General features: G+C 58.8%; 25 protein-coding genes. 15 read left to right on the top strand and 10 right to left on the bottom strand.

All coding sequences use genetic code 11. The features are described from left to right. Nucleotides 1-96 precede the first annotated feature (96 nt). From AC1RKH_RS23870 to trpE, 6 genes are all read left to right on the top strand, one after another. A complete protein-coding gene (locus tag AC1RKH_RS23870) occupies nucleotides 97-1,344 on the top strand; it encodes an ABC transporter permease (protein ID WP_123424106.1) in 1,248 nt (415 codons plus the stop codon). A 13-nt stretch (nucleotides 1,345-1,357) separates the two neighbouring features. Next, the gene (locus AC1RKH_RS23865; protein ID WP_123424107.1) at nucleotides 1,358-2,182 is read left to right on the top strand and encodes an ABC transporter permease; all 825 of its coding nucleotides are present in this window, start codon (nucleotides 1,358-1,360) and stop codon (nucleotides 2,180-2,182) included. 214 nt (nucleotides 2,183-2,396) lie between these two features. Continuing rightward, a complete protein-coding gene (locus tag AC1RKH_RS23860; protein WP_493063962.1) occupies nucleotides 2,397-3,545 on the top strand; it encodes an iron-containing alcohol dehydrogenase in 1,149 nt (382 codons plus the stop codon). Nucleotides 3,546-3,625: 80 nt separating this feature from the next. Continuing rightward, entirely contained in the window at nucleotides 3,626-4,300 is a 675-nt protein-coding gene (gene rpe, locus AC1RKH_RS23855) for a ribulose-phosphate 3-epimerase (protein ID WP_019693907.1), read from the top strand. Continuing rightward, a complete protein-coding gene (locus AC1RKH_RS23850) occupies nucleotides 4,297-5,115 on the top strand; it encodes a phosphoglycolate phosphatase (RefSeq protein ID WP_493063963.1) in 819 nt (272 codons plus the stop codon). Before rpe ends, AC1RKH_RS23850 begins: the two co-directional genes overlap by 4 nt. Before the next feature lie 70 nt (nucleotides 5,116-5,185). Further along, entirely contained in the window at nucleotides 5,186-6,667 is a 1,482-nt protein-coding gene (gene trpE, locus AC1RKH_RS23845; protein WP_123424110.1) for an anthranilate synthase component I, read from the top strand. Nucleotides 6,668-6,834: 167 nt separating this feature from the next. Here the strand turns inward: trpE and estP are convergent, their stop codons facing one another. Beyond that, nucleotides 6,835-8,745, bottom strand: coding sequence for an esterase EstP (gene estP / locus AC1RKH_RS23840; RefSeq protein ID WP_493063964.1), 1,911 nt, complete (start codon nucleotides 8,743-8,745; stop codon nucleotides 6,835-6,837). A gap of 400 nt (nucleotides 8,746-9,145) precedes the next feature. On the opposite strand from estP, the gene AC1RKH_RS23835 reads away from it, so the two are divergent. The 4 genes from AC1RKH_RS23835 to AC1RKH_RS23820 all read left to right on the top strand — a co-directional run bounded on the left by AC1RKH_RS23835 (nucleotide 9,146) and on the right by AC1RKH_RS23820 (nucleotide 12,474). Next, a complete protein-coding gene (locus AC1RKH_RS23835) occupies nucleotides 9,146-9,739 on the top strand; it encodes an aminodeoxychorismate/anthranilate synthase component II (RefSeq protein ID WP_019693903.1) in 594 nt (197 codons plus the stop codon). Between the two features lie 9 nt (nucleotides 9,740-9,748). Then, the gene (gene trpD, locus AC1RKH_RS23830) at nucleotides 9,749-10,798 is read left to right on the top strand and encodes an anthranilate phosphoribosyltransferase (protein ID WP_123424112.1); all 1,050 of its coding nucleotides are present in this window, start codon (nucleotides 9,749-9,751) and stop codon (nucleotides 10,796-10,798) included. Next, nucleotides 10,795-11,631: an indole-3-glycerol phosphate synthase TrpC gene (gene trpC, locus AC1RKH_RS23825; protein WP_493063965.1), complete on the top strand. Its 837-nt coding sequence runs from the start codon at nucleotides 10,795-10,797 to the stop codon at nucleotides 11,629-11,631. Before trpD ends, trpC begins: the two co-directional genes overlap by 4 nt. Nucleotides 11,632-11,775: 144 nt before the next feature. Continuing rightward, nucleotides 11,776-12,474, top strand: coding sequence for a lipoate--protein ligase family protein (locus AC1RKH_RS23820; protein ID WP_493063966.1), 699 nt, complete (start codon nucleotides 11,776-11,778; stop codon nucleotides 12,472-12,474). Here the strand turns inward: AC1RKH_RS23820 and crp are convergent. Then, a complete protein-coding gene (crp, locus tag AC1RKH_RS23815; RefSeq protein ID WP_123424115.1) occupies nucleotides 12,471-13,115 on the bottom strand; it encodes a cAMP-activated global transcriptional regulator CRP in 645 nt (214 codons plus the stop codon). The two genes, AC1RKH_RS23820 and crp, sit on opposite strands and share 4 nt — an antisense overlap. A gap of 252 nt (nucleotides 13,116-13,367) precedes the next feature. On the opposite strand from crp, the gene AC1RKH_RS23810 reads away from it, so the two are divergent. Together AC1RKH_RS23810 and speD are read left to right on the top strand one after the other, a co-directional pair. After that, entirely contained in the window at nucleotides 13,368-13,790 is a 423-nt protein-coding gene (locus tag AC1RKH_RS23810; RefSeq protein WP_017138086.1) for an OsmC family protein, read from the top strand. A gap of 239 nt (nucleotides 13,791-14,029) precedes the next feature. Further along, on the top strand, nucleotides 14,030-14,824 hold the full coding sequence (speD, locus tag AC1RKH_RS23805) for an adenosylmethionine decarboxylase (protein ID WP_493063967.1): 795 nt from the start codon (nucleotides 14,030-14,032) through the stop codon (nucleotides 14,822-14,824). Between the two features lie 165 nt (nucleotides 14,825-14,989). Here the strand turns inward: speD and coq7 are convergent, their stop codons facing one another. The 6 genes from coq7 to hemJ all read right to left on the bottom strand — a co-directional run bounded on the left by coq7 (nucleotide 14,990) and on the right by hemJ (nucleotide 19,522). Then, a complete protein-coding gene (gene coq7 / locus AC1RKH_RS23800; protein WP_123424117.1) occupies nucleotides 14,990-15,637 on the bottom strand; it encodes a 2-polyprenyl-3-methyl-6-methoxy-1,4-benzoquinone monooxygenase in 648 nt (215 codons plus the stop codon). Between the two features lie 176 nt (nucleotides 15,638-15,813). Further along, nucleotides 15,814-16,152 carry a histidine triad nucleotide-binding protein gene (locus AC1RKH_RS23795; protein ID WP_454187960.1) on the bottom strand — a complete coding sequence of 113 codons (339 nt, stop codon included), beginning with the start codon at nucleotides 16,150-16,152 and terminating at the stop codon, nucleotides 15,814-15,816. A gap of 82 nt (nucleotides 16,153-16,234) precedes the next feature. Then, nucleotides 16,235-17,023 (bottom strand): SDR family NAD(P)-dependent oxidoreductase, encoded by a 789-nt coding sequence (locus AC1RKH_RS23790; protein WP_493063968.1) that lies wholly within the window; start codon nucleotides 17,021-17,023, stop codon nucleotides 16,235-16,237. Between the two features lie 62 nt (nucleotides 17,024-17,085). Further along, a complete protein-coding gene (locus tag AC1RKH_RS23785; protein WP_493063969.1) occupies nucleotides 17,086-18,006 on the bottom strand; it encodes a DUF805 domain-containing protein in 921 nt (306 codons plus the stop codon). Nucleotides 18,007-18,087: 81 nt separating this feature from the next. Further along, nucleotides 18,088-19,056 (bottom strand): NAD(P)H-dependent flavin oxidoreductase, encoded by a 969-nt coding sequence (locus tag AC1RKH_RS23780; RefSeq protein ID WP_493063970.1) that lies wholly within the window; start codon nucleotides 19,054-19,056, stop codon nucleotides 18,088-18,090. Nucleotides 19,057-19,090: 34 nt separating this feature from the next. Further along, nucleotides 19,091-19,522 carry a protoporphyrinogen oxidase HemJ gene (gene hemJ, locus AC1RKH_RS23775; RefSeq protein WP_493063971.1) on the bottom strand — a complete coding sequence of 144 codons (432 nt, stop codon included), beginning with the start codon at nucleotides 19,520-19,522 and terminating at the stop codon, nucleotides 19,091-19,093. Between the two features lie 135 nt (nucleotides 19,523-19,657). Between hemJ and argC the strand changes: the two genes are divergently transcribed. Further along, nucleotides 19,658-20,692, top strand: a complete 1,035-nt coding sequence (gene argC, locus AC1RKH_RS23770) for an N-acetyl-gamma-glutamyl-phosphate reductase (RefSeq protein WP_493063972.1) — start codon at nucleotides 19,658-19,660, stop codon at nucleotides 20,690-20,692. Nucleotides 20,693-20,860: 168 nt separating this feature from the next. After that, the gene (gene erpA / locus AC1RKH_RS23765) at nucleotides 20,861-21,211 is read left to right on the top strand and encodes an iron-sulfur cluster insertion protein ErpA (protein WP_007906865.1); all 351 of its coding nucleotides are present in this window, start codon (nucleotides 20,861-20,863) and stop codon (nucleotides 21,209-21,211) included. A gap of 67 nt (nucleotides 21,212-21,278) precedes the next feature. On the opposite strand, the gene AC1RKH_RS23760 is transcribed toward erpA, so the two are convergent. Together AC1RKH_RS23760 and AC1RKH_RS23755 are read right to left on the bottom strand one after the other, a co-directional pair. Beyond that, on the bottom strand, nucleotides 21,279-22,370 hold the full coding sequence (locus AC1RKH_RS23760; protein ID WP_493063973.1) for an anhydro-N-acetylmuramic acid kinase: 1,092 nt from the start codon (nucleotides 22,368-22,370) through the stop codon (nucleotides 21,279-21,281). A 3-nt stretch (nucleotides 22,371-22,373) separates the two neighbouring features. Beyond that, on the bottom strand, nucleotides 22,374-23,792 hold the full coding sequence (locus AC1RKH_RS23755) for a peptidoglycan DD-metalloendopeptidase family protein (protein ID WP_493063974.1): 1,419 nt from the start codon (nucleotides 23,790-23,792) through the stop codon (nucleotides 22,374-22,376). A gap of 209 nt (nucleotides 23,793-24,001) precedes the next feature. Here AC1RKH_RS23755 and tyrS point away from each other — a divergent pair, with 209 nt between their 5' ends. Further along, entirely contained in the window at nucleotides 24,002-25,201 is a 1,200-nt protein-coding gene (tyrS, locus tag AC1RKH_RS23750) for a tyrosine--tRNA ligase (protein ID WP_493063975.1), read from the top strand. The last annotated feature ends 91 nt before the right edge of the window (nucleotides 25,202-25,292 follow it).

Genomic DNA, 25,292 nt, shown 5'->3' with positions numbered 1-25,292 from the left:
GGTGTATCAGTCAACATCAATGTTGAATTTGAAGGCGCCATCGCGAGCAAGCTCGCTCCCACATTATCGATTGATCAAAGAATTTCGGAGTTCGCCATGGCCATCGCCGTTCCCCTGAACGAGGGCACCCATCGCACCTTGAAGCAGCGCCTTGCGCGTGCCGAGCGGGTCAACCGCTGGAAGGCCCAAGCCCTGATCGCGCCGTTGGTGCTGTTTCTGTTGTTGGTGTTTCTGGTGCCGATCGTGGCGCTGCTCTACAAAAGTGTCGGCAACCCGGAAGTGGTCGGCGGGATGCCGCGCACCGTGGCGGCGATTGCCACCTGGGATGGTCGAGGCTTGCCGGCGGATCCGGTCTTCAAGGCTGCCAGCGAAGACCTCCTTGAGGCCCGCAAGAATCAAACCCTGGGCGATCTGTCCAAGCGACTGAACATGGAGTTGGCCGGCTATCGCAGCCTGCTGACCAAAACCGCGCGAGCGCTGCCGTTCACGACGGAACCGGCCTCGTATAAAGACGCGCTCGAAGCGCTGGATGAGCGTTGGGGGGACCCGGCCTATTGGCAAGCGGTGCGCCGCAACACCAGCAGCATCACGCCATATTATTTGTTGGCAGCGGTCGACCATCGAATCGACGACCTCGGCGAAATCGCCCCGGCGACTCCCGATCAGGCGATTTACCTCGAGATCTTTGCCCGGACTTTCTGGATGGGCCTGATCATCACCGCGATCTGCCTGGTGCTGGCCTACCCGTTGGCGTACCTGTTGGCCAACCTGCCGTCGCGTCAAAGCAACCTGCTGATGATTCTGGTGCTGCTGCCGTTCTGGACCTCGATTCTGGTGCGGGTGGCGGCGTGGATTGTCTTGCTGCAATCGGGCGGGCTGATCAACAGCGCGATGATGGCCATGGGCATCATCGATAAGCCGCTGGAACTGGTGTTCAACCGCACCGGGGTGTACATCTCGATGGTGCACATCCTGCTGCCGTTCATGATTCTGCCGATCTACAGCGTGATGAAAGGCATCTCGCCGACCTACATGCGTGCGGCGATCTCGCTGGGCTGCCATCCGTTCGCCAGCTTCTGGCGGGTGTACTTTCCGCAGACCTATGCCGGTGTCGGCGCCGGTTGCCTGTTGGTGTTCATCCTGGCGATTGGTTACTACATCACCCCGGCGCTGCTCGGGAGCCCGAACGATCAGATGGTCAGCTACTTCGTCGCCTTCTACACCAACACCAGCATCAACTGGGGCATGGCGACCGCTCTCGGTGGGCTGCTGCTGATGGCGACCATCGTGCTCTATCTGATTTACAGCTGGCTGGTAGGCGCGAGCCGCCTGCGTCTGAGCTAAGGAGAGAATCGAAATGCTGAGTCCTTATATGTCGCCCGTCGAGCGGGTGTGGTTCTACAGCTTGCGCATTCTCTGCGGGCTGATCCTGTTGTTCCTGATTTTGCCGGTGCTGGTGATTATCCCGCTGTCGTTCAATTCGGGGAGTTTTCTGGTCTACCCGCTGCAAGGTTTCTCGTTGCACTGGTATCAGGACTTCTTTGCCTCGGCCGAATGGATGCGCTCGCTGAAGAACAGCATGATTGTCGCTCCGGCGGCGACGGTGCTGGCGATGGTGTTCGGTACGCTGGCGGCGATTGGCCTGACCCGTGGCGACTTCCCCGGCAAGGCGCTGGTGATGGCGTTGGTGATCTCGCCGATGGTGGTGCCGGTGGTGATCATCGGCGTGGCCAGTTACCTGGCCTTCGCTCCGCTGGGGTTTGGCAACAGCTTTGTTTCGCTGATTGTCGTGCATGCGGTGTTGGGCGTGCCGTTCGTGATCATTACCGTGTCGGCGACGTTGCAAGGTTTTAACCAGAACCTGGTGCGTGCTGCCGCAAGCCTGGGAGCTTCACCGCTGACGGCGTTCCGCCGGGTGACCTTGCCGTTGATCGCGCCGGGGGTCATTTCCGGGGCGCTGTTTGCCTTCGCGACGTCGTTCGATGAGGTGGTGGTCACGTTGTTCCTTGCCGGTCCCCAGCAGGCGACATTGCCGCGGCAGATGTTCAGCGGTATCCGCGAAAACCTGAGCCCGACCATTGCCGCCGCCGCGACGCTGCTGATCGCTTTCTCGGTGTTCCTGCTGTTGACCCTGGAATGGCTGCGTGGCCGCAGCGAGAAACTGCGTACCGCACAGGTTTGAAGGTAAACGCCGATCAACTGTGGGAGCGAGCTTGCTCGCGATGAGGGACTGACATTCACCATTGATGTCGGCTGACAGTCCGCTATCGCGAGCAAGCTCGCTCCCACAGGGTGTTCTCTGTGGACCTTTGCTCATTCACTCGCTGAATAACAGACAAACCCCAATCCCCAGCTACTATTGTGCCCAGCTCCCCTATTTATAAGAGGCTGCGCACATGAGTATTTCCTCTTTCAAAATCGCTCACAAATTGCTCACCGGCACGGCTGCTATCGAGCAACTGGCCGCCGAGCTGACCCGTCTGGATGTCGACTACCCACTGATTGTCACCGATGCCGCGCTGGTCAAGTCCGGTACGGTGGAGCTGGCGCTGGCGCAACTGGGGGGGCGCACGTACGAGATTTTCGATCGGGTGTTGCCCGACCCGGAAATCGCCATCGTTGAGGACTGCATGCGCGTCTACCGCGACGGCGGGCATGACGGTTTGATCGGCCTTGGTGGCGGCAGTGCCATCGACATCGCCAAAAGTGTTGCAGCCTATGCCGGTTATCACGGCGCGCTCGAGGACTTGTTCGGTGTCGATCAGGTGCCGCGCAAAGGTCCGCCGCTGATTGCGATCCCGACCACTGCCGGCACCGGTTCGGAAGTCACCAACGTGGCGATTCTTTCCGACAAGGTCGCGCAGTTGAAAAAAGGCATCATCAGCGATTACCTGCTGCCGGATGTGGCGCTGGTCAGTCCGCAAATGACCCTGACCTGCCCACGTAGCGTGACCGCTGCCAGTGGCGTCGATGCGCTGGTGCACGCTGTCGAATCCTACTTGTCGCTCAACGCCTCACCGATTACCGACGCGCTGGCCATCGGCGCCATCAAGCTGATCGCCACGGCATTGCCCAAAGCCTACGCCAACCCTTCGCACCTGCAGGCCCGTGAAGATATGGCCACCGCCAGCCTGATGGCCGGCATGGCATTCGGTAACGCCGGGGTCGGCGCGGTGCATGCCTTGGCTTATCCGCTGGGTGGGCGTTTCAACATTACGCACGGTGTCAGCAATGCCTTGTTGCTGCCGTATGTCATGAACTGGAACAAGATGGCGTGCGTCGAGCGCATGCGGGATATCGCCGAAGCTCTTGGCGTGAAAACGGCGCAGTTGAGCGCTGACGAGGCGGCGGATAAAGCCGTCGAGGCCATGGCGCGACTCTGTGCCGCAGTGGAAATCCCCCAAGGCCTGCACAGTTTTGGCATACCGGAAGATGCAATCCCGGCGATGGCCGTGGAGGCCGCGGGAATAGAGCGATTGATGCGCAACAACCCGCGCAAATTGAGCACCGCCGATATCGAGAAGATCTATCGAGCAGCCTACTGATCATCGCGGTCACGGTGCGCGCGTCAAAGCATGAGGTATACAATGCGCGCCATCGTGATTTTGCTCAAAAAAGGTGCGTCATGCAGCCCTTCGCTATTGCTCCGTCGATTCTCTCCGCCGACTTCGCCCGCCTGGGCGAGGAAGTGGACAACGTTCTGGCCGCCGGCGCCGACATCGTTCACTTCGATGTCATGGACAACCACTACGTGCCAAACCTGACCATCGGGCCGATGGTCTGCTCGGCATTGCGCAAATACGGCATCACCGCGCCGATCGACGCACACCTGATGGTCAGCCCGGTAGACCGCATCATTGGCGACTTCATCGACGCCGGCGCGACCTACATCACCTTCCACCCGGAAGCCACGCTGCACGTCGACCGTTCCCTGCAAATGATCCGCGAAGGCGGTTGCAAGGCTGGCCTGGTGTTCAACCCGGCGACCCCGCTGGACGTGCTCAAGTACGTGATGGACAAGGTCGACATGATCCTGCTGATGAGCGTCAACCCGGGCTTCGGTGGGCAGAAATTCATTCCCGGCACCCTCGACAAGCTGCGTGAAGCACGCGCGCTGATCGATGCGTCGGGCCGTGACATTCGTCTGGAAATCGACGGTGGCGTGAACGTGAACAACATTCGCGAAATTGCCGCTGCTGGCGCTGACACCTTCGTCGCCGGCTCGGCCATCTTCAACGCCCCGAACTATCAGGAAGTCATTGAGAAGATGCGTTCCGAACTGGCCCTGGCTCGCCCATGAGTGGTTTTGAGCAGTTGTTCCCGGGGCGTCTGCCGCGGCTGGTGATGTTCGATCTGGATGGCACGCTGATCGATTCGGTTCCGGACCTCGCAGTGGCCGTGGATAACATGCTGCTCAAACTCGGGCGTGCACCGGCAGGTCTCGACGCGGTGCGCGAATGGGTTGGCAACGGTGCGCCGGTGCTGGTCCGTCGTGCTCTGGCGGGCAATATCGATCACACGAGTGTCGATGATGTCGAGGCCGAACACGCGCTGGAGATTTTCATGGACGCCTACGCAGGCGGCCATGAACTGACGGTGGTCTACCCCGGCGTACGCGACACCCTGAAGTGGCTGCACAAGCAGGGCGTCGAAATGGCGCTGATCACCAACAAGCCGGAGCGCTTTGTCGCACCGTTGCTGGATCAGTTGAAGATCGGCCGCTACTTCCGCTGGATCATCGGCGGCGACACCTTGCCGCAGAAGAAGCCTGACCCGGCGGCGCTGTTTTTCGTGATGAAAATGGCCAACATACCGGCCTCGCAATCGTTGTTCGTCGGTGACTCGCGTAGCGACGTGCTGGCGGCCAAGGCGGCCGGCGTAAAGTGCGTAGCCCTGAGTTATGGCTATAACCATGGCCGGCCGATTGCTGAAGAGTCGCCGGCGCTGGTGATCGACGATCTGCGCAAGCTAATTCCCGGTTGCCTGGATCCGGCCGCTGAGATAACGTTGCCCGACGCTGTTCAATCCCCTCCTGGAAATTCCATCGTGGTGGTCACTCGCAAACTCTGGATGAAAGTCATCAAGGCCCTGGCCCGCTGGCGTTGGCGCGCCTGACTTGATCCTGGCCGGCTATCCGGCGCGTTTGCACACCTGACCGTTTGACCCTCATGCCACGAGGCACCTCATGATCCGCGAAGAATTCCTGCGTTTGGCCGCTGCCGGCTACAACCGCATCCCGCTTGCCTGCGAAACCCTTGCCGACTTCGACACGCCGCTGTCGATCTACCTGAAACTGGCCGACGAGCCCAACTCCTATCTGCTGGAGTCGGTGCAGGGCGGCGAGAAATGGGGCCGTTACTCGATCATCGGGCTGCCGTGCCGCACGGTGCTGCGAGTGCATGATCACCACGTCAGTGTGACCGTCGATGGCACCGAAGTGGAAAGCCACGATGTCGAAGACCCGCTGGCCTTTGTCGAAGCCTTCAAGGCGCGCTACAACGTGCCGACCATTGCCGGTTTGCCGCGCTTCAACGGCGGGCTGGTGGGCTACTTCGGTTACGACTGCGTGCGTTACGTGGAGAAGCGTCTGGGCAAATGCCCGAACCCGGATCCGCTGGGCGTGCCGGACATTCTGCTGATGGTTTCCGATGCGGTGGTGGTGTTCGACAACCTTGCGGGCAAGATGCACGCCATCGTGCTGGCCGACCCGTCGCAGGAAAATGCCTTTGAGCAAGGTCAGGCGCGTTTGGAAGAGCTGCTGGAAAAGCTCCGCCAGCCGATCACTCCGCGTCGCGGCCTGGACTTCAGCAAGCAGCAAGCGGCTGATCCGGTGTTCCGCTCCAGTTTCACCCAGGACGACTACGAACGGGCGGTGGACACCATCAAGGAGTACATCCTCGCTGGTGACTGCATGCAGGTGGTGCCGTCGCAACGGATGTCCATCGACTTCAAGGCTGCACCGATCGATCTGTACCGGGCGCTGCGTTGCTTCAACCCGACGCCTTATATGTACTTCTTCAACTTCGGCGACTTCCACGTCGTTGGCAGCTCGCCAGAAGTGCTGGTGCGGGTCGAAGACAACCTGATCACCGTACGGCCGATCGCCGGCACCCGCCCACGCGGTGCCACCGAGGAAGCTGACCGGGCACTTGAAGAAGACCTGTTGTCGGACGACAAGGAAATCGCCGAGCACCTGATGCTGATCGACCTTGGCCGCAACGACACCGGCCGGGTCTCGGAGATCGGTTCGGTGAAACTCACCGAGAAAATGGTCATTGAGCGCTATTCCAACGTGATGCACATCGTCTCCAACGTCACCGGCCAGTTGAAGGCCGGCCTGACGGCGATGGACGCACTGCGGGCGATTCTGCCGGCCGGCACGTTGTCGGGCGCGCCGAAGATTCGCGCGATGGAGATCATTGACGAACTGGAGCCAGTCAAACGTGGCGTCTACGGTGGTGCGGTCGGTTACTTCGCCTGGAACGGCAACATGGACACCGCGATTGCGATCCGCACGGCGGTGATCAAGAACGGCGAACTGCATGTGCAAGCCGGTGGCGGTATTGTTGCCGACTCGGTGCCCGCGCTGGAGTGGGAAGAAACCCTGAACAAGCGCCGCGCCATGTTCCGCGCCGTGGCCCTGGCCGAGCAAACCCCAGACGCCTGAGGTCACGCAAAACCTGTGGGAGCGAGCCTGCTCGCGAAGGGAGCATAACAGCCAGCATTGATGTTGCCTGACCCACCGCTTTCGCGAGCAGGCTCGCTCCCACAAGGAATTCACCACCATAAAAAACGCGGCGCCTGTGAGGGCGCCGCGTTTTTATTGCCTGCGGTTTAGAAGTCCAGGCTGACACCCACGTTGATGCCCTGTTGGGTGAAGTCGTCATCCTTGCGAATGTTGTAGCTGGCCCGCAACGCCAGGTCTGGGGTCAGTTTGTGGCTGACACCCAGGTTCAGGCGGTTCAGGTTGGTTTGCGGGGTATACCCTTGCAGCGTGAAACGGTTGTCGGGCAGGCTGTTGAGGTTGATGGTCAGGTCCTGGGTATCGTCCTTATATTCGCGCTCATGAGCGTATTCGCCGAATACCTGAGTCTGCGGGGTGATCTGGTACTTGCCCTGCAAGCCAACACCGAGGCGTTTGGAAGTGCGCGTCTGGTCAGCGAAAGTCAGAGCAGTAGAGTCGTTACCGCTCTCCGAGTAACCATCGACTTTCACCTTGGCGTAATCGGCACTGACGAATGGCGACAGATGCCACGGACTGCTGGCCAGCGGCGCGATGTCGTAGCCGACCCGGCCACTGGCGGCCAGCGTGTAGCCGCTGGTATCGCCTTTTTCTCCGCGCTCGTTGACGCCCAGATCGAATTTTCGCTTGAGGCTGTCGTAGTCCAGGTGTCCGGCAGTCAGAGCGGCATCGGCCCACCAGCGATTTTGCTGATACTGGGCGAACGCCGTGCCCAGGTAAGTGTTGAGCTTGTATTGCGAGTTGTCCTGGCCTGCCTCGAGCTTCTGGTGATAGAACCCTGCCGCTACGCCTACGCGCCAGGCGTCATCGAGGCGGTAACTGCCACCGATGTTCAGGTTGTAGCCGTTTCCGTCAGCACTGGCGCTGCTGCGTTGGTCGTCGAAATCCTGATGCTGGCCACCACCGGCGACAATCGCTCGCCATTGGCCAACGCCTTGCCAGTTTTCCCAGTCGGCCAGCCATTGGTTACGCAGTTCATCCTGGTGTGCGCGTAATGTGCCCTGGGCTATCTCTGGCAACAACGTCAGTTCCCAAGGCGCTGCCAGTATGGAATACGCGTAATCGGCAATCAGCCGTTGCCCGGTTTCGGTCGGGTGGACCGAGTCGTTGTAGATCAACTTGGTCGGATCCGGCGTGGCGCTGTTGATACCGTACCGGGCGTTTTCCGTGCAGCTATCGCCGCTGAAGCAGGTCGCGGTGAGGTTCTGGTCGGTGGCCAGGCCGAACTGCGCCGGGTTGGCGAAAGTCTCTTTGAGCAGCACCGGAATATTGAGCGGGATGACTTCGGCATTGACGTGCTGCAACTGGCTGACCAGTTCGGTGTTGAACTGGGCGCTGAGTTGGGAGGTAAAGGCCTGCAGCGGACTGCCGTTGATCGCCGGGGTCAGGCCAATGTCCGGGAGCAGCCAGACCATGATGTATTTGGCGCCGGCCTGTTGCAGTGTTTGCACGCTGCTGACCAGGCGATCGGCTGCGGCGTTGGCCTGATCGAGACTCGTCACCCGGCCCTGAAGGAAGTCGTTGCCGCCACCGGAGAGGTAGTAGAGCGCATTCGGGTCGGCACGGAAGCCGTTGCTCGGCAGATAACCGGGGCGACTGCGCTCACCGGTGTCTGAGGTGGTGGTAATCGAGTCGAGAATCTGATCGGTGCGATATCCACCTACCGCCCAGTTATTGCCATCTGGCAGGCCTTGGCTGGCGCGGGCCGCCGAGGTCGAGGCGGCTGTTTGGTCAGCCGAAAATCCCAGTTTCCCCCCGAGTAATTGCGTCGAGTTGGCGGCTTTTACCTCGCCGCTGCCATCCATGTAAGTCGGGCCGACACGGTTGGTGAAGCGTAACGTAGAGCCGGCGGGACCCCCGGTATCGGTAAACTGCCCGGCGTCGTTCAGGCTGTCGCCAAAGACAATGAATTTCGAATAGGGGGCGGGCGCCGCAATGGCCTGAGCGCAGGCCATTGCAAGAAGACAACCGGCGAGCGGTACACACAACGTCTGTTTGATCATGAGCAAGTCCGTTTTATTTATTGTTGTAGTAAACGAAACGACAGTACCAAAAACTTTTGCGTTTTAGCTATGGCTAAAGGCCGCGTCGATTGCGTGCGCTGCGCCATATTGCACCCTCTGCTCAGCTAAGTTACTGTGCGGGAACGTATGAATGAGACCTTCCCCGTGTTGATCGCCAGCAAACTCTTGGATCAAGTCATCAAGGCCCACGCCCGTTGGCGTTGGCGCGCCTGAACTTTCTCTGCCGGCCTGGCCGGACCTGTACCTGTTTGCCTTCTTTACCCGTATGAAATGCCGCTTTTGCCGGTTCCATTCCAGCAACTGACTGAGCGCTGCAAGACTGCGGGTAAATCATTCGAAGGCCGTCTCAAAAGTCAGTGAATTCAAGAGGTTTCAAACCATGTTGCTGATGATCGATAACTACGACTCTTTTACTTACAACGTTGTGCAGTACCTTGGTGAGCTAGGCTCCGAGGTCAAGGTTGTGCGCAACGATGAGCTGACCATTGCCGAGATCGAAGCGCTCAAGCCTGAGCGTATCGTCGTGTCCCCCGGTCCATGCACCCCGACCGAAGCCGGCGTGTCCATCGAAGCCATCAAGTATTTCGCCGGCAAACTGCCGATTCTCGGCGTCTGCTTGGGGCATCAATCCATCGGCCAGGCGTTCGGTGGTGATGTAGTGCGCGCCCGCCAGGTTATGCATGGTAAGACTAGCCCGGTATTCCACGAGGACAAGGGCGTGTTCGAGGGTCTGAACCGTCCGCTGACCGTCACCCGCTATCACTCGCTGATTGTGAAGCGTGAAACCTTGCCCGATTGCCTGGAGTTGACCGCCTGGACTCAGCTCGAAGACGGCTCGGTCGATGAAATCATGGGCCTGCGTCACAAGACACTGAACATCGAAGGGGTGCAATTTCACCCCGAGTCGATCCTGACCGAGCAGGGCCACGAGCTGTTCGCCAACTTCCTCAAACAAACCGGCGGCACGCGCTAAGGACTTTCCATGGATATCAAGACTGCCCTGAGCCGTATCGTCGGCCACCTGGACCTGAGTACTGATGAAATGCGCGATGTGATGCGCGAAATCATGACCGGGCAATGCACTGACGCACAGATCGGCGCGTTCATGATGGCCATGCGCATGAAAAGCGAAAGCATCGACGAGATCGTCGGCGCCGTTTCGGTCATGCGTGAACTGGCGGACAAGGTCGAGCTGAAAACCCTCGACGGTGTCGTCGATGTGGTCGGCACCGGCGGTGACGGTGCAAACATCTTCAACGTCTCGACGGCTTCTTCGTTTGTGGTCGCGGCGGCTGGCTGCACCGTGGCCAAGCACGGTAACCGTGCGGTATCTGGCAAGAGCGGCAGCGCCGACTTGCTGGAGGCAGCCGGGATCTACCTGAACCTGACGCCGGTTCAAGTGGCGCGTTGCATCGACAACGTCGGCATCGGCTTCATGTTCGCCCAGGCTCATCATGGTGCAATGAAATACGCCGCCGGCCCGCGCCGCGATCTCGGCCTGCGCACTCTGTTCAACATGCTCGGCCCGCTTACGAATCCGGCCGGCGTGAAGCATCAGGTGGTGGGTGTGTTCAGTCAGGCGTTGTGCCGCCCATTGGCCGAAGTCTTGCAGCGGATGGGCAGCAAACATGTGCTGGTCGTGCATTCGAAGGATGGCCTGGACGAGTTCAGTCTGGCGGCGCCAACCTTTGTTGCGGAATTGAAGGATGACCAGATCAGCGAGTATTGGGTCGAGCCTGAAGACCTCGGCATGAAGAGCCAGAGCCTGCACGGTCTGGCGGTGGAAAGCCCGGCGGCCTCGCTCGAACTGATTCGCGATGCCTTGGGGCGCCGCAAAACCGAAAATGGTCAGAAAGCCGCAGAAATGATTGTGCTCAATGCCGGTGCCGCGCTGTACGCTGCTGATCATGCGAGCAGCCTGAGAGAGGGCGTTGCCCTGGCTCATGACGCACTGCACACCGGCCTTGCGCGTGAAAAGCTTGAAGAGTTGGGTGCGTTTACCGCGGTATTCAGAGTGGAGAATGAGGCATGAGTGTACCGACGGTTCTGGAAAAGATTCTCGCCCGCAAAGTCGAGGAAGTGGCCGAGCGCAGCGCTCGCGTAACGCTTGCCGAGCTGGAAGCGTTGGCCAGGGTGGCCGATGCACCGCGTGGTTTTGCCAAGGCGCTGCTGGCCCAGGCCAAACTCAAGCAGCCGGCGGTGATTGCTGAAATCAAGAAGGCTTCGCCGAGCAAAGGCGTGATTCGTGAGAACTTCGTGCCGGCCGATATCGCCAAGAGCTACGAGAAGGGCGGGGCGACTTGCCTCTCGGTGCTGACGGATATCGATTACTTCCAGGGCGCCGATATCTACCTGCAGCAGGCGCGTGCCGCGTGCAAACTGCCGGTGATCCGCAAGGACTTCATGATTGATCCTTATCAGATCGTCGAAGCCCGGGCGCTGGGTGCCGATTGCGTGCTGTTGATCGTTGCCGCGCTGGATGACGTGAAAATGGCCGAACTGGCAGCCGTCGCCAAAGGTGTTGGCCTCGACGTGTTGGTAGAGGTCCACGACGGTGATGAGCTTGAGCGAGCCTTGAAAACCCTCGACACTCCGCTGGTCGGCGTGAATAACCGCAATCTGCACACCTTCGAAGTCAGCCTGGAAACCACTCTTGATCTGCTGCCGCGTATCCCACGCGATCGCCTGGTCATCACTGAGAGTGGCATCCTTAATCGCGCCGACGTCGAGCTGATGGAAATCAGCGAGGTGTATTCGTTCCTGGTCGGCGAAGCGTTCATGCGCGCCGAGAGTCCGGGTGCTGAACTGCAACGCTTGTTCTTTCCGGAGCGTGGCATTGCGGTCAGCGGTTCTACCCTCGACTGAATATTCGCAGACCGCGTCGCCCCCTTCGCGAGCAGGCTCGCTCCCACAGAAGATTTGTGAACGCCACAGATTCAATGTGTGAGCGAGCCTGCTCGCGAAGGGGCATAAGAAGCACCATAGGCTGAACGTCTTACGGATTACCTTATGATTCCAACCTCACTGACCATCGAAGCCGGTCTGCGTGCCGAGCAGGATTTATTGGCGACGGTATGTGCCGGTGACCAGGAGTTTGGATTGTTGTTCTGGCAGCCGAGCGATCGCGCGCTGGTCATGCCAAGGCGTTTGAGCCGTTTGCCAGGCTTCGAGACTGCTTGCCAGGTATCGGCGGCGAACGGTTGGCCGGTGTTGCTGCGTGAAACCGGCGGTGAGCCGGTGCCGCAGTCTGCCGCGACGATTAATATCGCGCTGGTGTATGCGCCGCCGCGTAGTGAAGGTGATCACGGTCGGATCGAAACCGCCTATCGGCGTCTGTGCGATCCGATTTGCGCGTTGCTGACAGAGCTCGGCGGCAAGCCTTCATTGGGTGAAGTCGAGGGTGCGTTCTGTGACGGGCGTTTCAACGTCAATCTCGACGGCCGCAAGATGGTCGGCACTGCTCAGCGCTGGCGGCAGAGCAAGGGTGGTCAGCGCCCGGTGGGGCTGGTGCACGGTGCGCTGTTGCTGGACGACGAGCGGGAGTCGATGGTTGAGGCGGTAAATCGCTTTAACGAGGCTTGCGGTCTGGAGCAGCGGGTTCGCGCACAGAGCCACATCGCTCTGCATGAACAATTCGCCGCCCCGGACGCCATCGAGCGGCTGGACACGTTGTATCGGCAAATGCTCGCCGAAGTGATGTCGGCTTAACGAGTGCCGAACACCACCATGGTCTTGCCTTTGACGTCGACCAGGTTGCGTTCTTCCAGGTCCTTGAGCACGCGCCCGACCATTTCCCGCGAGCAACCGACGATCCGGCCGATTTCCTGACGGGTGACTTTGATCTGCATGCCGTCCGGATGTGTCATGGCGTCGGGTTGTTTGCACAGCTCCAGCAAACAGCGTGCAACCCGGCCGGTGACGTCGAAGAACGCCAAATCGCCAACCTTGCGTGTGGTATTGCGCAGGCGCTGGGCAATCTGGCCGCTGAGCACATAAAGGATGTCCGGATCCTGCTGGGACAGCTCGCGGAACTTGCAGTAGCTGATCTCGGCCACTTCGCATTCGACCTTGGCGCGAACCCAGGCGCTGCGCTCCTGCTCTTGCCCGGCTTGTTCGAACAGGCCCAACTCGCCGAAGAAGTCACCGGCATTGAGGTAGGCGATGATCATTTCCCGGCCATCGTCGTCCTCGATGAGGATGGTGACCGAGCCTTTGATGATGAAAAACAGCGCATCCGAACGATCGCCAGCACAAATGATGTTGCTCTTGGCCTGATAACGACGGCGCTGGCAATGCATCAATAACTTGTCGAGGTTCTTGATTTTGGGTGTTTGGCTAACAGCAACCATGGTTGTATCCCGAAAAGACTGCACGGTGTGATGTAGTTTTTTTTGTAGGAGCTGGCGAAGCCTGCGATTTTTTTATTCGCTACTGGAACTGGCTATGCGCCATTGAATTGGCGCCAGCTTAACAGACGCATTCCGTCGTTATTCGATAATTTATCAATACTGTAAGTGTGTTGCTTGCGCTGCTGCCAGCCACTGTCAATCGAAGGCCCTGTGCTAAGCTGGCGACCCTTTTTTAACAGTGGAGTCTTGGCGATGAAGGCACGCATCCAATGGGCTGGCGAAGCCATGTTCCTCGGTGAATCCGGCAGCGGTCATGTGGTGGTCATGGACGGTCCGCCTGATGCTGGCGGTCGGAATCTGGGTGTACGCCCGATGGAAATGCTCCTGCTCGGCGTGGGCGGTTGCAGCAATTTTGACGTGGTGAGCATCCTGAAGAAGTCTCGCCAGGCCGTGGAAAGCTGCGAAGCCTTCCTTGAAGCCGAGCGCGCAACTGAAGATCCCAAGGTCTTCACCAAGATTCACATGCACTTCGTGGTCAAGGGTCGGGCGCTGAAAGAGGCTCAGGTGAAGCGGGCCATCGAACTGTCGGCCGAGAAGTATTGCTCGGCGTCGATCATGCTCGGGGCGGCCGGTGTAGCCATCACCCACGACTATGAAATCATCGAACTCGGTTGAATCGACATTCAACTATCATAAATGCAGTGCAGACTCTGGCGATCACTGGCCCAGGTCTGCATAATGCGCCACTTTTTTCAGGGCAGTGATCGGTCAGCCGACAGGTCACCTCCCCCGAACAGACAACCAAAATCGCCATCGCGAAGAGGTGTTAACCGTCCTACGCAGGTGCGTTGTTCGCATTTGACGGGCATGCTTGATCACGCGGCCCGGCCGCATACATAGAGAGTTTTTAAACGGTGAAAAGCAAACTCAAGCTCCATGGGTTCAATAACCTGACAAAGACCTTGAGCTTCAACATCTATGACATCTGCTACGCGGAAACCCCGCAAGACCAGCAGGCTTACGTTGAGTACATCAATAAAGAGTACAACGCCAAGCGCCTGACGCAGATTCTCACAGAAGTTGTCGATATCATTGGTGCCAACATCCTGAACATCGCCAGTCAGGACTATGAACCCCAGGGCGCCAGCGTCACGATTCTGATCTCTGAAGAGCCGGTGACGCCGACCGACAGTCAGATCGAAGAGTCTCCAGGGCCGATACCCGAAATCATCCTGGCCCACCTCGACAAGAGCCACATTACGGTGCACACCTACCCGGAAATCCATCCGGTGGACGGTATCGCAACCTTCCGTGTGGACATCGACGTGTCGACGTGCGGAGTCATTTCACCGCTTAAGGCGCTCAACTTCCTGATTCACCAGTTCGATTCGGATATCGTGACCGTGGATTATCGCGTGCGCGGTTTCACCCGTGACGTTGAAGGCAAAAAGCACTTCATCGACCACGAGATCAACTCGATCCAGAACTACCTGTCCGAAGATACCCGCGACGGTTATCAGATGACCGACGTGAACGTGTACCAGGAAAACCTGTTCCATACCAAAATGCTGTTGAAGAACTTTGAACTGGATAATTACCTGTTCGGCGACGCCACCAGCAACTTGTCCTCTGAGCAACGTGCCCAGGTGACTGAGCGTGTGAAACACGAAATGCTCGAGATCTTCTACGCGCGCAACATGTCGAGCTAAGATTTTCGAGTACAAAAAAAGGCGACTACTTTGCGGTAGTCGCCTTTTTTATTGACCGTGGTATGGCCTTCGCGAGCAAGCTCGCTCCCACATTAGTCCTGCGAACATAGATCCATTGTGGGAGCGAGCTTGCTCGCGATGAGGCCCTGTCTGACGACGCTGAAGTCAGACCCGGTAGGTACTTTTGGTCATGACCTTGGCCATCAGGCTCATGCCGAATTTCACCGGTGCCGGGAAGCGAAAACCCCCGGCATCCAGCGCGCTTTCGGCGTGCTGTTCTTCGTCGATGCGCATTTGCTCGAGAATGGCCCGGGACTTCTCGTCTTCGGCCGGCAGTTGCTCAAGGTGTTCGTTCAAGTGTTTGCAGACTTGATCTTCAGTTGCCGCGACGAAACCCAGACTGACTTTGTCGCTGATCAGCCCGGCGACGGCACCAATGCCGAACGACATGCCGTAGAACAGCGGATTGAGAATGCTGGTGTGGCTGCCCAGTTGGCGGATGCGCTGTTCGCACCAGACCAGGTGATCGATCTCTTCCTCGGCCGCATGTTCCATTGCCTCACGCACTTGCGGCAGCTTGGCGGTCAGGGCCTGGCCCTGGTACAGCGCCTGGGCACAGACTTCGCCGGTATGGTTGATGCGCATCAGGCCGGCGACGTGCCGGGTGTCTTCGTCGCTCATTTTCGCTTCTGGCTGCACGATGGCCGGCGACGGGCGATATGGCTGGCCACTGAAGGGCAGCAAAGTGCGCATGGCGGCGTCGGCTTGCAGCAGAAGACGGTCAATCGGCGAGTAGTGACGTTGGGTAGTCATGCTGACCTCCGGGAAGAATCTCGGCGGCCAGTTTACCGCAATCGGCCGGGTAAGGTTTGCGCTGGGTCATGTAGGCAGTTTGCACCTGAAGCAAAAGATCGCAGCCTGCGGCTGCTCCTACACTATCCGTCTGTAGGAGCTGCCGCAGGCTGCGATCTTTTTGAGCGGAAATACAATCAGCCCGGCGGCCAGTGCATCTGGCGCTGACCCAGCACGTGCATATGAATGTGGTAAACGGTCTGTCCACCCAGCTCATTGCAGTTCATGACCACGCGAAAGCCTTCTTCGCAGCCCAGCTCCAGTGCCAGGCGTTGGGCGGTGAACAGAATGTGTCCGGCCAGTGCCTTATCGTCCTCGGTGAGGTCGTTGAGGGTGCGTACCGGTTTTTTCGGGACTACCAGAAAATGCACGGGCGCCTGTGGGGCGATGTCGTGGAAGGCCAGGACCTGGTCATCCTCGTAAATGATCCTGGCAGGTATTTCTCTGTTGATGATCTTGGTGAACAGAGTATCCACAGCTGTTTCTCCATTGTGTTGGTCCGGGCTGAGTGTACTGAAGGGAGCAGGCCCGAGCCCAGACTTTTACGTGGTTGAGCGCTTAGCGCGGGCAATACGCCTTGTTGACCATGCCCACGATGGTTCGGGTCAGCCAGCGCGAGCCGAAGCGCGGCAACAGCGCGAACCAGCGATTGCGGCGCCCGGGAATGATGATCGCGCGGTTCTTCTCCAGCGCACGCACCGTGTACAGGGCCACTTCCTCGGGGCTCATCAGCAGTTTGCTGTTGGCCAGTTTGTCGGCGTCCAGTTGCGCGGTGCGAAAAAACGCCGTGCGCGTGGGGCCGGGGCAAAGAACCGAAACCTTGACCGCGCATTTTTTCAGCTCTACCCGCAAACCTTCGGAGAAGTGCAGTACATACGCTTTGCTGGCGTAGTAAGTACTCATCCACGGGCCTGGATTGAAGGCCGCCATCGATGCGACGTTCAAAATCTGTCCGCCGCCCTGCAAAGCCATACTGTTGCCAATGGCGTGGCACAGGCGAGTCAGGGCCAGGATATTCACTTCGATCAAGTCTTGTTCGGTCATCCAGTCCTGCGCCAGAAACGGGCCGCAGGTGCCGATGCCGGCGCAATTGACCAGCAGGTCGATCTGTCGGTCACCCTCTTCGAGTTCCAGCAGAAAGCCGGACAGGCGCAGCGGTTCACCCAGATCGCAGGCGCGAAACAGCACCTCGACGCCGAAGCGCTGGGTCAGTTCGATGGCGATACTTTCCAACTGATCACGTTGGCGGGCCACCAGAAGCAGGCTGCGGCCGCGTCGCGCCAGCGCTTCGGCCATGGCCAGGCCGATGCCGCTGGAAGCGCCAGTGATCAGAGCGTAACGGGTCATGCAATTCTCCATCGCAACGGCTCGCGGCCTGTGGACAGAGCTGTCACAGGTGCCGAGCGCGTTTATTGTTTCTCATAGTCTACAGGGGGCTGAGCTGCTTTCGCCGCATCGTCTGCTTCAACCGCGTCAGGCGACTCGCTGCTTTCATAACGGCTGGTCGAGGTGCTTTCGTATTCTTCGGTAATAGTGCTGAGGCCGCCGGCAAGCCCGCCGACAAAGACCACCGCGATCACCACCAGCCACAGCCCGCACAGGACTTTGACGGCCGTGCTGTTAGGCGGCTGCGGCGCGCCATAGCGATTCGCCCCGATGTTTCCTGGCAGCACCGCCAACGCGATCGGAAACAGGCCGCCGATAAAGGGCACCAGGTTCAGAAACCACAGCCAGCCGGACCAGCCAAGATCGTGCAAACGTTGCACGCTGATGGTGATGTTTATGTAGAGGTACGCCACGATCGCCACGACACAAACAATCGCACTAAGCACCATTTGATTGCCGGCCAACAGGCTGAGCCCAAAAACGCCGGCGATAGCACCAATGATCAGTAGCGCGGCCAATGACCAGGCGAGATAACGCAGGCGACCGATTCGACCCTGCACACCAAACACCTTGAGTTCGGAAAACTCTGGCAAGGCTTCGCCAACGGACGCGCGAGGAGGGCTGTAGGGTGATTCGTTGTCGCCGAATGCGGGTGTCGTGTAAGGGGGCGGGGGTGATTCGTGAACGTCGGTCAGATTGAGCTCGATCGACGGTTCGGCTTCGATGCGTGCATCGATACCGGTTTTTGACAGGGCATTCAGATAAGTTTGTGCATCTGTGTGGGACAGGTCGCGTTTAAGTGCGACAGGCTTTCCGCTGAACAGGCGTTCTATGGCCGAGACGTCGCTTTTGAACAGCTGGGCGAGATTGAGTTTTGCAGTGGTGATGTCGACCCCCGGAAGCAGGGCACCCTGGAAGACGATCTTGAAACGATTTTCGCTCATGCCGGGGCATCCTTGTCGCGAGTCTATGTTCGGTACCCAGCAGTTTAAGCCAGCCAGAATCGGCTGGCCAAACCTTGTGTGTCAGCGCGGCCAGCGTTTGGGCAGTTGGGCTGCGAGTTCTTGCGCCTTGCGGTATTCGGCGTCCAGCCGTGCGACCAGTTGATCGACGCTCGGCAGGTCGTCGATTTCACCCACGCCCTGGCCTGCGGACCAGACCGTTTTCCAGGCTTTGGCTTCATCGCTCAAGGGTTTGAGCTTGGAGCCGAAGTTGACTTCACCCTTGCCTTGCAACGCGTCTACGTCAAAACCGGCGTTGATCAGGCTCTGACGCATGAAGCTTGCCGGAACGCCAGACACCACTGGAGTATGGACAATGTCGGCGGCCCTGGAGGTCAGCAACATCTCTTTATACGCTTCAGGCGCGTGGCTTTCGGTGGTGCCGATAAAGCGTGTGCCGAAGTAGGCCAGATCCGCACCAAGCAGTTGCGCAGCGAGAATCTCGTGGCCGTGGTTCAGGCAGCCGGCCAGCAGCAAGGTTTTGTCGAAGAACTGACGAATCTCGGCAATCAGTGAAAAAGGGCTCCAGGTTCCGGCGTGGCCACCGGCGCCGGCGGCAACGGCGATCAAACCATCGACGCCGGCCTCGGCGGCTTTTTCCGCATGACGACGGGTCGTCACGTCATGGAATACCAGGCCGCCGTAGCTGTGTACCGCATCGACCAGCTCTTTCACCGCGCCAAGGCTGGTGATCACGATCGGCACTTTATGCTCGATGCAGATCGCCAGATCCGCTTCCAGCCGCGGGTTGCTGTGGTGAACGATCAGGTTCACTGCATAGGGTGCCGGGCTCTCCAGTAGCGCCAGGCCCGCTTCGATCTCCTCCAGCCAGGCTTTGAAGCCGCTGCTTTCACGCTGGTTCAGCGCTGGAAAGCTGCCGACCACGCCATTGCGGCAGCAGGCGAGCACCAACTGCGGATTGGAAATCAGGAACATCGGCGCCGCCACGACAGGCAGACGCAAACGTTGTTCGAGCAAAGCGGGCAGCGACATTGGAAGTACCCCGATAAGGTGCGACTGATTAAGATTAGAACGGCCGTACGACGACCAGAATTACAATAGCCAGCAATATCAGAACTGGCACTTCATTGAACCAGCGATAAAAGACATGGCTGCGGGTGTTTTCGCCACGGGCAAAACGTTTTACCTGCGCACCGCACATGTGGTGATAGCCGATCAGGATCACCACCAGGGTCAACTTGGCGTGCATCCAGCCGCCTTGACCGAAGTACGCGCTGGGGTTGAGGCTGATCAGCCAGATGCCGAAGGCCAGAGTGGCGATCATCGCCGGGCCCATGATTCCCCGATACAGTTTGCGCTCCATGATGCTGAAGCGTTCCTTACTTATGTTGTCTTCACTTTGCGCGTGGTAGACGAACAGGCGCGGCAGGTAAAACAGGCCGGCAAACCAGCAGACCATGCTGATGATGTGAAGCGCTTTGAGCCACAGATAAAGCATTTTTGGTTATTCCCAGGTTCACGGTAGCCCGAATAGTAGAGGCTTGAGCCTCCGTACGTCACCTTGACGGTTGTCGCAGGGCGGTGCGCGCCCTATTATCGACGGCTTTCCAGTGGGTTCGTTGAGGGCAGGTTTATGGTCAAGGTCGGTATCGTCGGCGGCACGGGTTACACCGGGGTCGAATTGCTGCGTCTGTTGGCACAGCATCCGCAAGCTGAAGTGGTAGTGATCACTTCCCGATCCGAGGCAGGCCTGGCTGTTGCCGACATGTACCCGAACCTGCGAGGCCACTACGACGGCCTGGCGTTCAGCGTTCCGGACATCAAAACCCTCGGTGCCTGCGACGTGGTGTTCTTCGCCACTCCACACGGCGTAGCGCATGCACTGGCCGGTGAATTGCTGGCGGCCGGGACCAAGGTCATCGACCTGTCGGCAGACTTCCGTCTGCAGGACGCTGACGAGTGGGCCAAGTGGTACAACCAGCCGCACGGCGCTCCAGAACTGCTGAAGGAGGCGGTTTACGGCTTGCCGGAAGTCAATCGCGAGCAGATCAAGCAGGCGCGCCTGATTGCGGTTCCGGGTTGCTACCCAACCGCCACGCAACTGGGCTTCCTGCCGTTGCTCGAAGCGGGTCTTGCCGATACTTCGCGTCTGATCGCTGACTGCAAGTCGGGTGTCAGTGGCGCTGGTCGCGGCGCCAGCGTCGGTTCGCTGTACTCCGAAACGTCCGAGAGCATGAAGGCCTATGCCGTCAAAGGGCATCGTCACTTGCCGGAGATTCGCCAGGGGCTGCGCCGCGCTGCCGGCAAGGACGTCGGTCTGACCTTCGTACCGCACCTGACGCCGATGATTCGCGGTATCCACTCCACGCTCTATGCCACCGTGGTCGACCGCTCGGTGGACTTGCAGGCGCTGTTTGAAAAGCGCTACGCCAACGAACCGTTCGTCGATGTCATGCCGGCTGGCAGCCATCCGGAAACCCGTAGTGTGCGTGGCGCCAACGTTTGCCGTATTGCGGTTCATCGTCCACAGGACGGCGATCTGGTGGTGGTGTTGTCGGTGATCGACAATCTGGTCAAGGGTGCGTCGGGTCAGGCGGTGCAGAACCTGAACATCCTGTTTGGTCTGGACGAGCGCCTGGGCCTGTCCCATGCAGGCATGCTGCCTTAAGGCTTTATCCCGCTCAGCAAACAGGCCCGTTGAACGGGCCTGTTTGTATTCTGGGCTGACAATTGTGTTGATTGATATGCCGTAACAATAGTTGACCGATTTTCTGGGAGAAGCGGATAATGCGCGTCATCACGCATTATGGCGGCGTAACGCCGGGAGATAGTCAGCATGAGCGTCGAATCCTTCACCCCCACGGCTTTGCAATTCACCCACGGTGCCGCGCACAAGGTGAAGAGCCTGGTCGATGAAGAGGGTAATGATCGCTTGAAGCTGCGCGTATTCGTTACGGGCGGCGGTTGTTCAGGGTTTCAGTACGGCTTCACGTTCGATGAAGAAGTGGCCGACGACGACACCATCGTCGAGCGCGAAGGCGTGAGCCTGGTCGTCGATCCGATGAGCTTCCAGTACCTGGCAGGTGCCGAGGTGGATTACCAGGAAGGTCTGGAAGGTTCGCGTTTCGTGATCAAGAACCCGAATGCCACCACGACCTGTGGTTGCGGCTCTTCGTTCTCGATCTGATCGCACCTCAAAGCATCACTAAACGCCGCATGGCTTCACGGCTTTGCGGCGTTTTGCTGTCCGGGATTCAGGCGGGGTAGATGGCGCCGAGAACGCGTAAACCACGAGCGCCGGTGACGCTTGGGCGATTGGCCGGGATGTTTTCGAGGCAGCAATGGGCCAGCCAGGCGAAGGCCATGGCTTCGACCCAGTCCGGGTCTACGCCGTAAGCCGCGGTGCTGCTGACCTTGGCGTTTGGTAGCAGGCTGGCGAGGCGGGTCATCAGCGTTGCGTTGTGGGCGCCACCGCCACAGACCAGCAGCTCTTGCGTATCGGCTTGTGCGGCTTGCAGCGACTCGACGATGGTCAGCGCCGTCAACTCAAGCAACGTGGCCTGTACGTCCTGTGCAGCAAATGCGGGCAGGCGAGCCAGGTGTTGTGTCAGCCATTGCAGGTTGAACACTTCGCGGCCGGTGCTTTTGGGGCCTGTGGTCAGGAAGAACGGGTCGCTGAGCAAGGCCTTCAGCAGAACAGGTTCTACGTTGCCGCTTGCGGCCCACAGGCCGTCACGGTCGAAGGTTTCGCCGCGTTGCTGGTGAATCCAGGCGTCCAGCAGGACATTGCCTGGGCCACAGTCAAAGCCCGAGACGGGTTTGCCGGTCTCGATCAGGCTGAGATTGCTGAAGCCGCCGACGTTCAAGACTGCGCGGTTGCCGCTGCGCTCTTCAAACAAAGCTTCATGAAACGCTGGAACCAGCGGTGCGCCTTGCCCGCCGGCAGCCACGTCGCGGCTACGGAAGTCACTGACGACGGTGATTCCGGTCAGTTCGCTCAGCAGCGCGGGGTTGCCGATCTGCACGGTAAAACCGCGTGCAGGCTCGTGGCGAATGGTCTGTCCGTGGCTGCCGATAGCCCGCACGTCGTCCGGTTTCAGCTGTTGATCTGCGAGAAGGGTATTGATGCCCTGGGCGGCCAGTTTCACCCAGTTTTGCTGGGCGATGGCGCTGCGGGCGATCTCGTCAGGCCCGCTGGCGCACAAGCCAAGCAGCTCGGCGCGCAGGGATTCGGGCATGGGAATGTAGTGTGTGGCGATCAGTTTGATCGCCACAGCGTGTTCGATCAGGGCAATGTCCAGGCCATCAAGGCTGGTACCGGACATCACACCTATATAGAGCGCCATGGCTTAGCGCTTTCTCGAAGCCAGCAGGGTGGTTTTCTCTTGCTCCATGCGCGCCATCAGCGGTTGGCTTTGTTGCAGGAAGCGCGCGCGCTCAGCCTTGGCGATCGGATCGGCCATCGGTAGCTTCTGTCCCAGCGGGTCGACGTGAACGCCGTTGACCTGGAACTCGTAGTGCAAGTGTGGACCGGTAGAGAGTCCGGTAGTGCCGATATAACCGATCACCTGGCCCTGCTTGACGTTGCCACCAGTCTTGATGCCTTTGGCGAAGCCCTGCATGTGACCGTACAGCGTGCGGTAGGTGTTGCCGTGCTGAATGATCACCGTGTTGCCGTAACCGCCGCGGCGCCCGGCCAGCAGCACTTTACCGTCACCGGCAGCCTTGATTGGTGTACCGCGAGGCGCTGCGTAGTCGACGCCTTTGTGCGCGCGAATTTTGTTCAGAATTGGATGCTTGCGGCCCATGGAGAAACGCGAGCTAATACGGGCGAAGTCCACTGGCGTACGAATGAACGCCTTGCGCATGCTGTTGCCGTCGGCCGTGTAGTAGCTGCTGTTACCTTGTTTGTTGGTGTAGCGCACGGCGGTGTACGTCTTGCCGCGGTTGGTGAAGCGGGCGGAAAGAATGGGGCCATTACCGACAGCTTTGCCGTTGACGACTTTCTGTTCGTAGATCACGTCGAACTCGTCACCCTGGCGAATATCCTGGGCGAAGTCGACGTCGTAGCCAAACACACTGGCCATGTCCATGGTGAGGCTATGGGACAGGCCGGCACGCGCTGCGGATTGCGAAAGCGAGCTGTTGATCACGCCGTGAACATAGGCGGAGCGCACGGTTGGTTTGGCGGTGATGCGGTTAAAGGTATAGCCCTTGGTGTTTTTGCTCAGGCTGATGCTTTCAACGTCGCTGATCTTGCTGTGCAGATTGGTCAACTGGCCGTCGTGGCCCAGTTCGAACTCGAGTTTCTGACCGTGTTTAAGCTGGGTGAACTGCTTGGCTTGCTTGTCGCTGGCCAATATATCGTGCACTGAAGCGGCCGGGAGCCCGACTTTTTCGAACAGTGTGGAGAGGGTGTCGCCCTTGGCAACGATTACTTCCCGGTGGCCGGGCGCTTTCTTCTCTTCAACGACCGGTGCCGGGGCCGCTTTAGCTGTTTCCTTGGTATCGTCGGTGCTGTCTTCGATCTGGGCGAATGGAGATTCGACCGGCTCGTTTGTGGCTTGAACGGCGTCAGCAGCGTCTTGATCTTGTGTCAGTTGTTCTGCAGGGCGTTCCAGTTCAAGGCTCAGGGTTGTCTTTTTGGCTTCAACGTCGCTGGAAGGGAATACCAGGAGCGCCAGGCTGAGGAGTGCGGCGATGCCGCTCGCCGCGAGCAGATGAGTCTTCGGATAAAGCGGCGGCGCTTTAGACGGTTCTGTGGTCATAGGTAATTTGACTTTGGAAAAGATGAATTGGAAAAGATGAATGACATGATGAAGATGAAATAACTGTATAAAATATAACCAAATCATCTCTTAAGCAAGTCGCGAATGCTCTGTTCGTGGATTGGTGTCCGTGCGCCGGGCAAAACTTGTAATTGGTGCGCGATCTTGTATGGTTGGTTCCCTTTGAATCTGAGCCTTGCGGGTCTGTTATGAAGTCGGTTGAAGAGCAGCTAGCGCTGATCAAACGTGGTGCGGAAGAACTGTTGGTCGAGTCCGAGCTGATCGAGAAGCTCAAGCGCGGCCAGCCGCTGCGTATTAAGGCTGGCTTCGATCCGACTGCGCCGGATTTGCACCTGGGTCACACGGTGCTTATTAATAAGCTGCGTCAGTTCCAGGAACTGGGTCACCAGGTGATCTTCCTGATAGGTGACTTCACCGGGATGATCGGTGATCCGAGCGGCAAGAGTGTTACCCGTCCTCCGTTGACGCGTGAGCAGGTTCTCGAGAATGCCGAGACCTATAAGACTCAGGTGTTCAAGATTCTTGATCCGGCGAAAACCGAAGTGGCTTTCAACTCCACCTGGATGGATCAGATGGGGCCTGCGGACTTCATCCGCCTGACTTCGCAATACACCGTGGCGCGTATGCTTGAGCGCGACGACTTCAATAAGCGCTATTCGACCAATCAGCCAATCGCTATTCACGAGTTTCTGTATCCACTGGTTCAGGGGTATGACTCGGTAGCATTGCGCGCGGATGTCGAGTTGGGCGGTACTGATCAGAAGTTCAACCTGCTGATGGGGCGTGAGCTGCAGCGCAGTTATGGTCAGGAGGCTCAGTGCATTCTGACCATGCCATTGCTCGAAGGGTTGGATGGCGTGAAGAAGATGTCCAAGTCGTTGGGCAACTACGTCGGTATTCAAGAAGCGCCGGGCGTCATGTACGGCAAGCTGGTTTCGATTCCTGATGTGCTGATGTGGCGCTACTTCGAATTGCTCAGCTTCCGCTCCATGGATGAGATCGATGCGTTGCGCGCTGATGTCGAAGCTGGCGCCAATCCGCGAGATATCAAGATCAAGCTGGCTGAAGAGATTGTTGCGCGTTTCCATGGTGAAGAAGCTGCGGCGAATGCTCACCGTGCTGCGGGTAACCGTATGAAGGAAGGCGAGCTGCCGGATGATCTGCCAGAGATCGAGCTGACTGCTGCTGAGGATATGCCGATTGCAGCTGTGCTTAATAAAGCAGGGCTGGTAAAGAACTCGGCGGTCGCGCGCGACCTGCTCGGTTCTGGCGGCGTGCGTATAGATGGTGAAGTGGTTGATCGCACCTTTATATATGCGCTGGGCGCGACCCATGTTTGTCAGGCCGGAAAGAAGGCATTCGCGCGTATTACGCTTAAATCCGAGTAAAGCTGGAATTAGGGGTTGACGGCAGATTCTGGAAGTCTATAATTCGCCCCACTTCCGGCGCAGTCGAAACGGAAAACTCCTTGGTAAACAA

The organism is Pseudomonas sp. GW822-FHT06B12 (assembly GCF_058799675.1).
The sequence above is the reverse complement of the archived record's forward strand: the minus strand, read 5'-3'. Positions and strand labels throughout refer to the sequence as shown.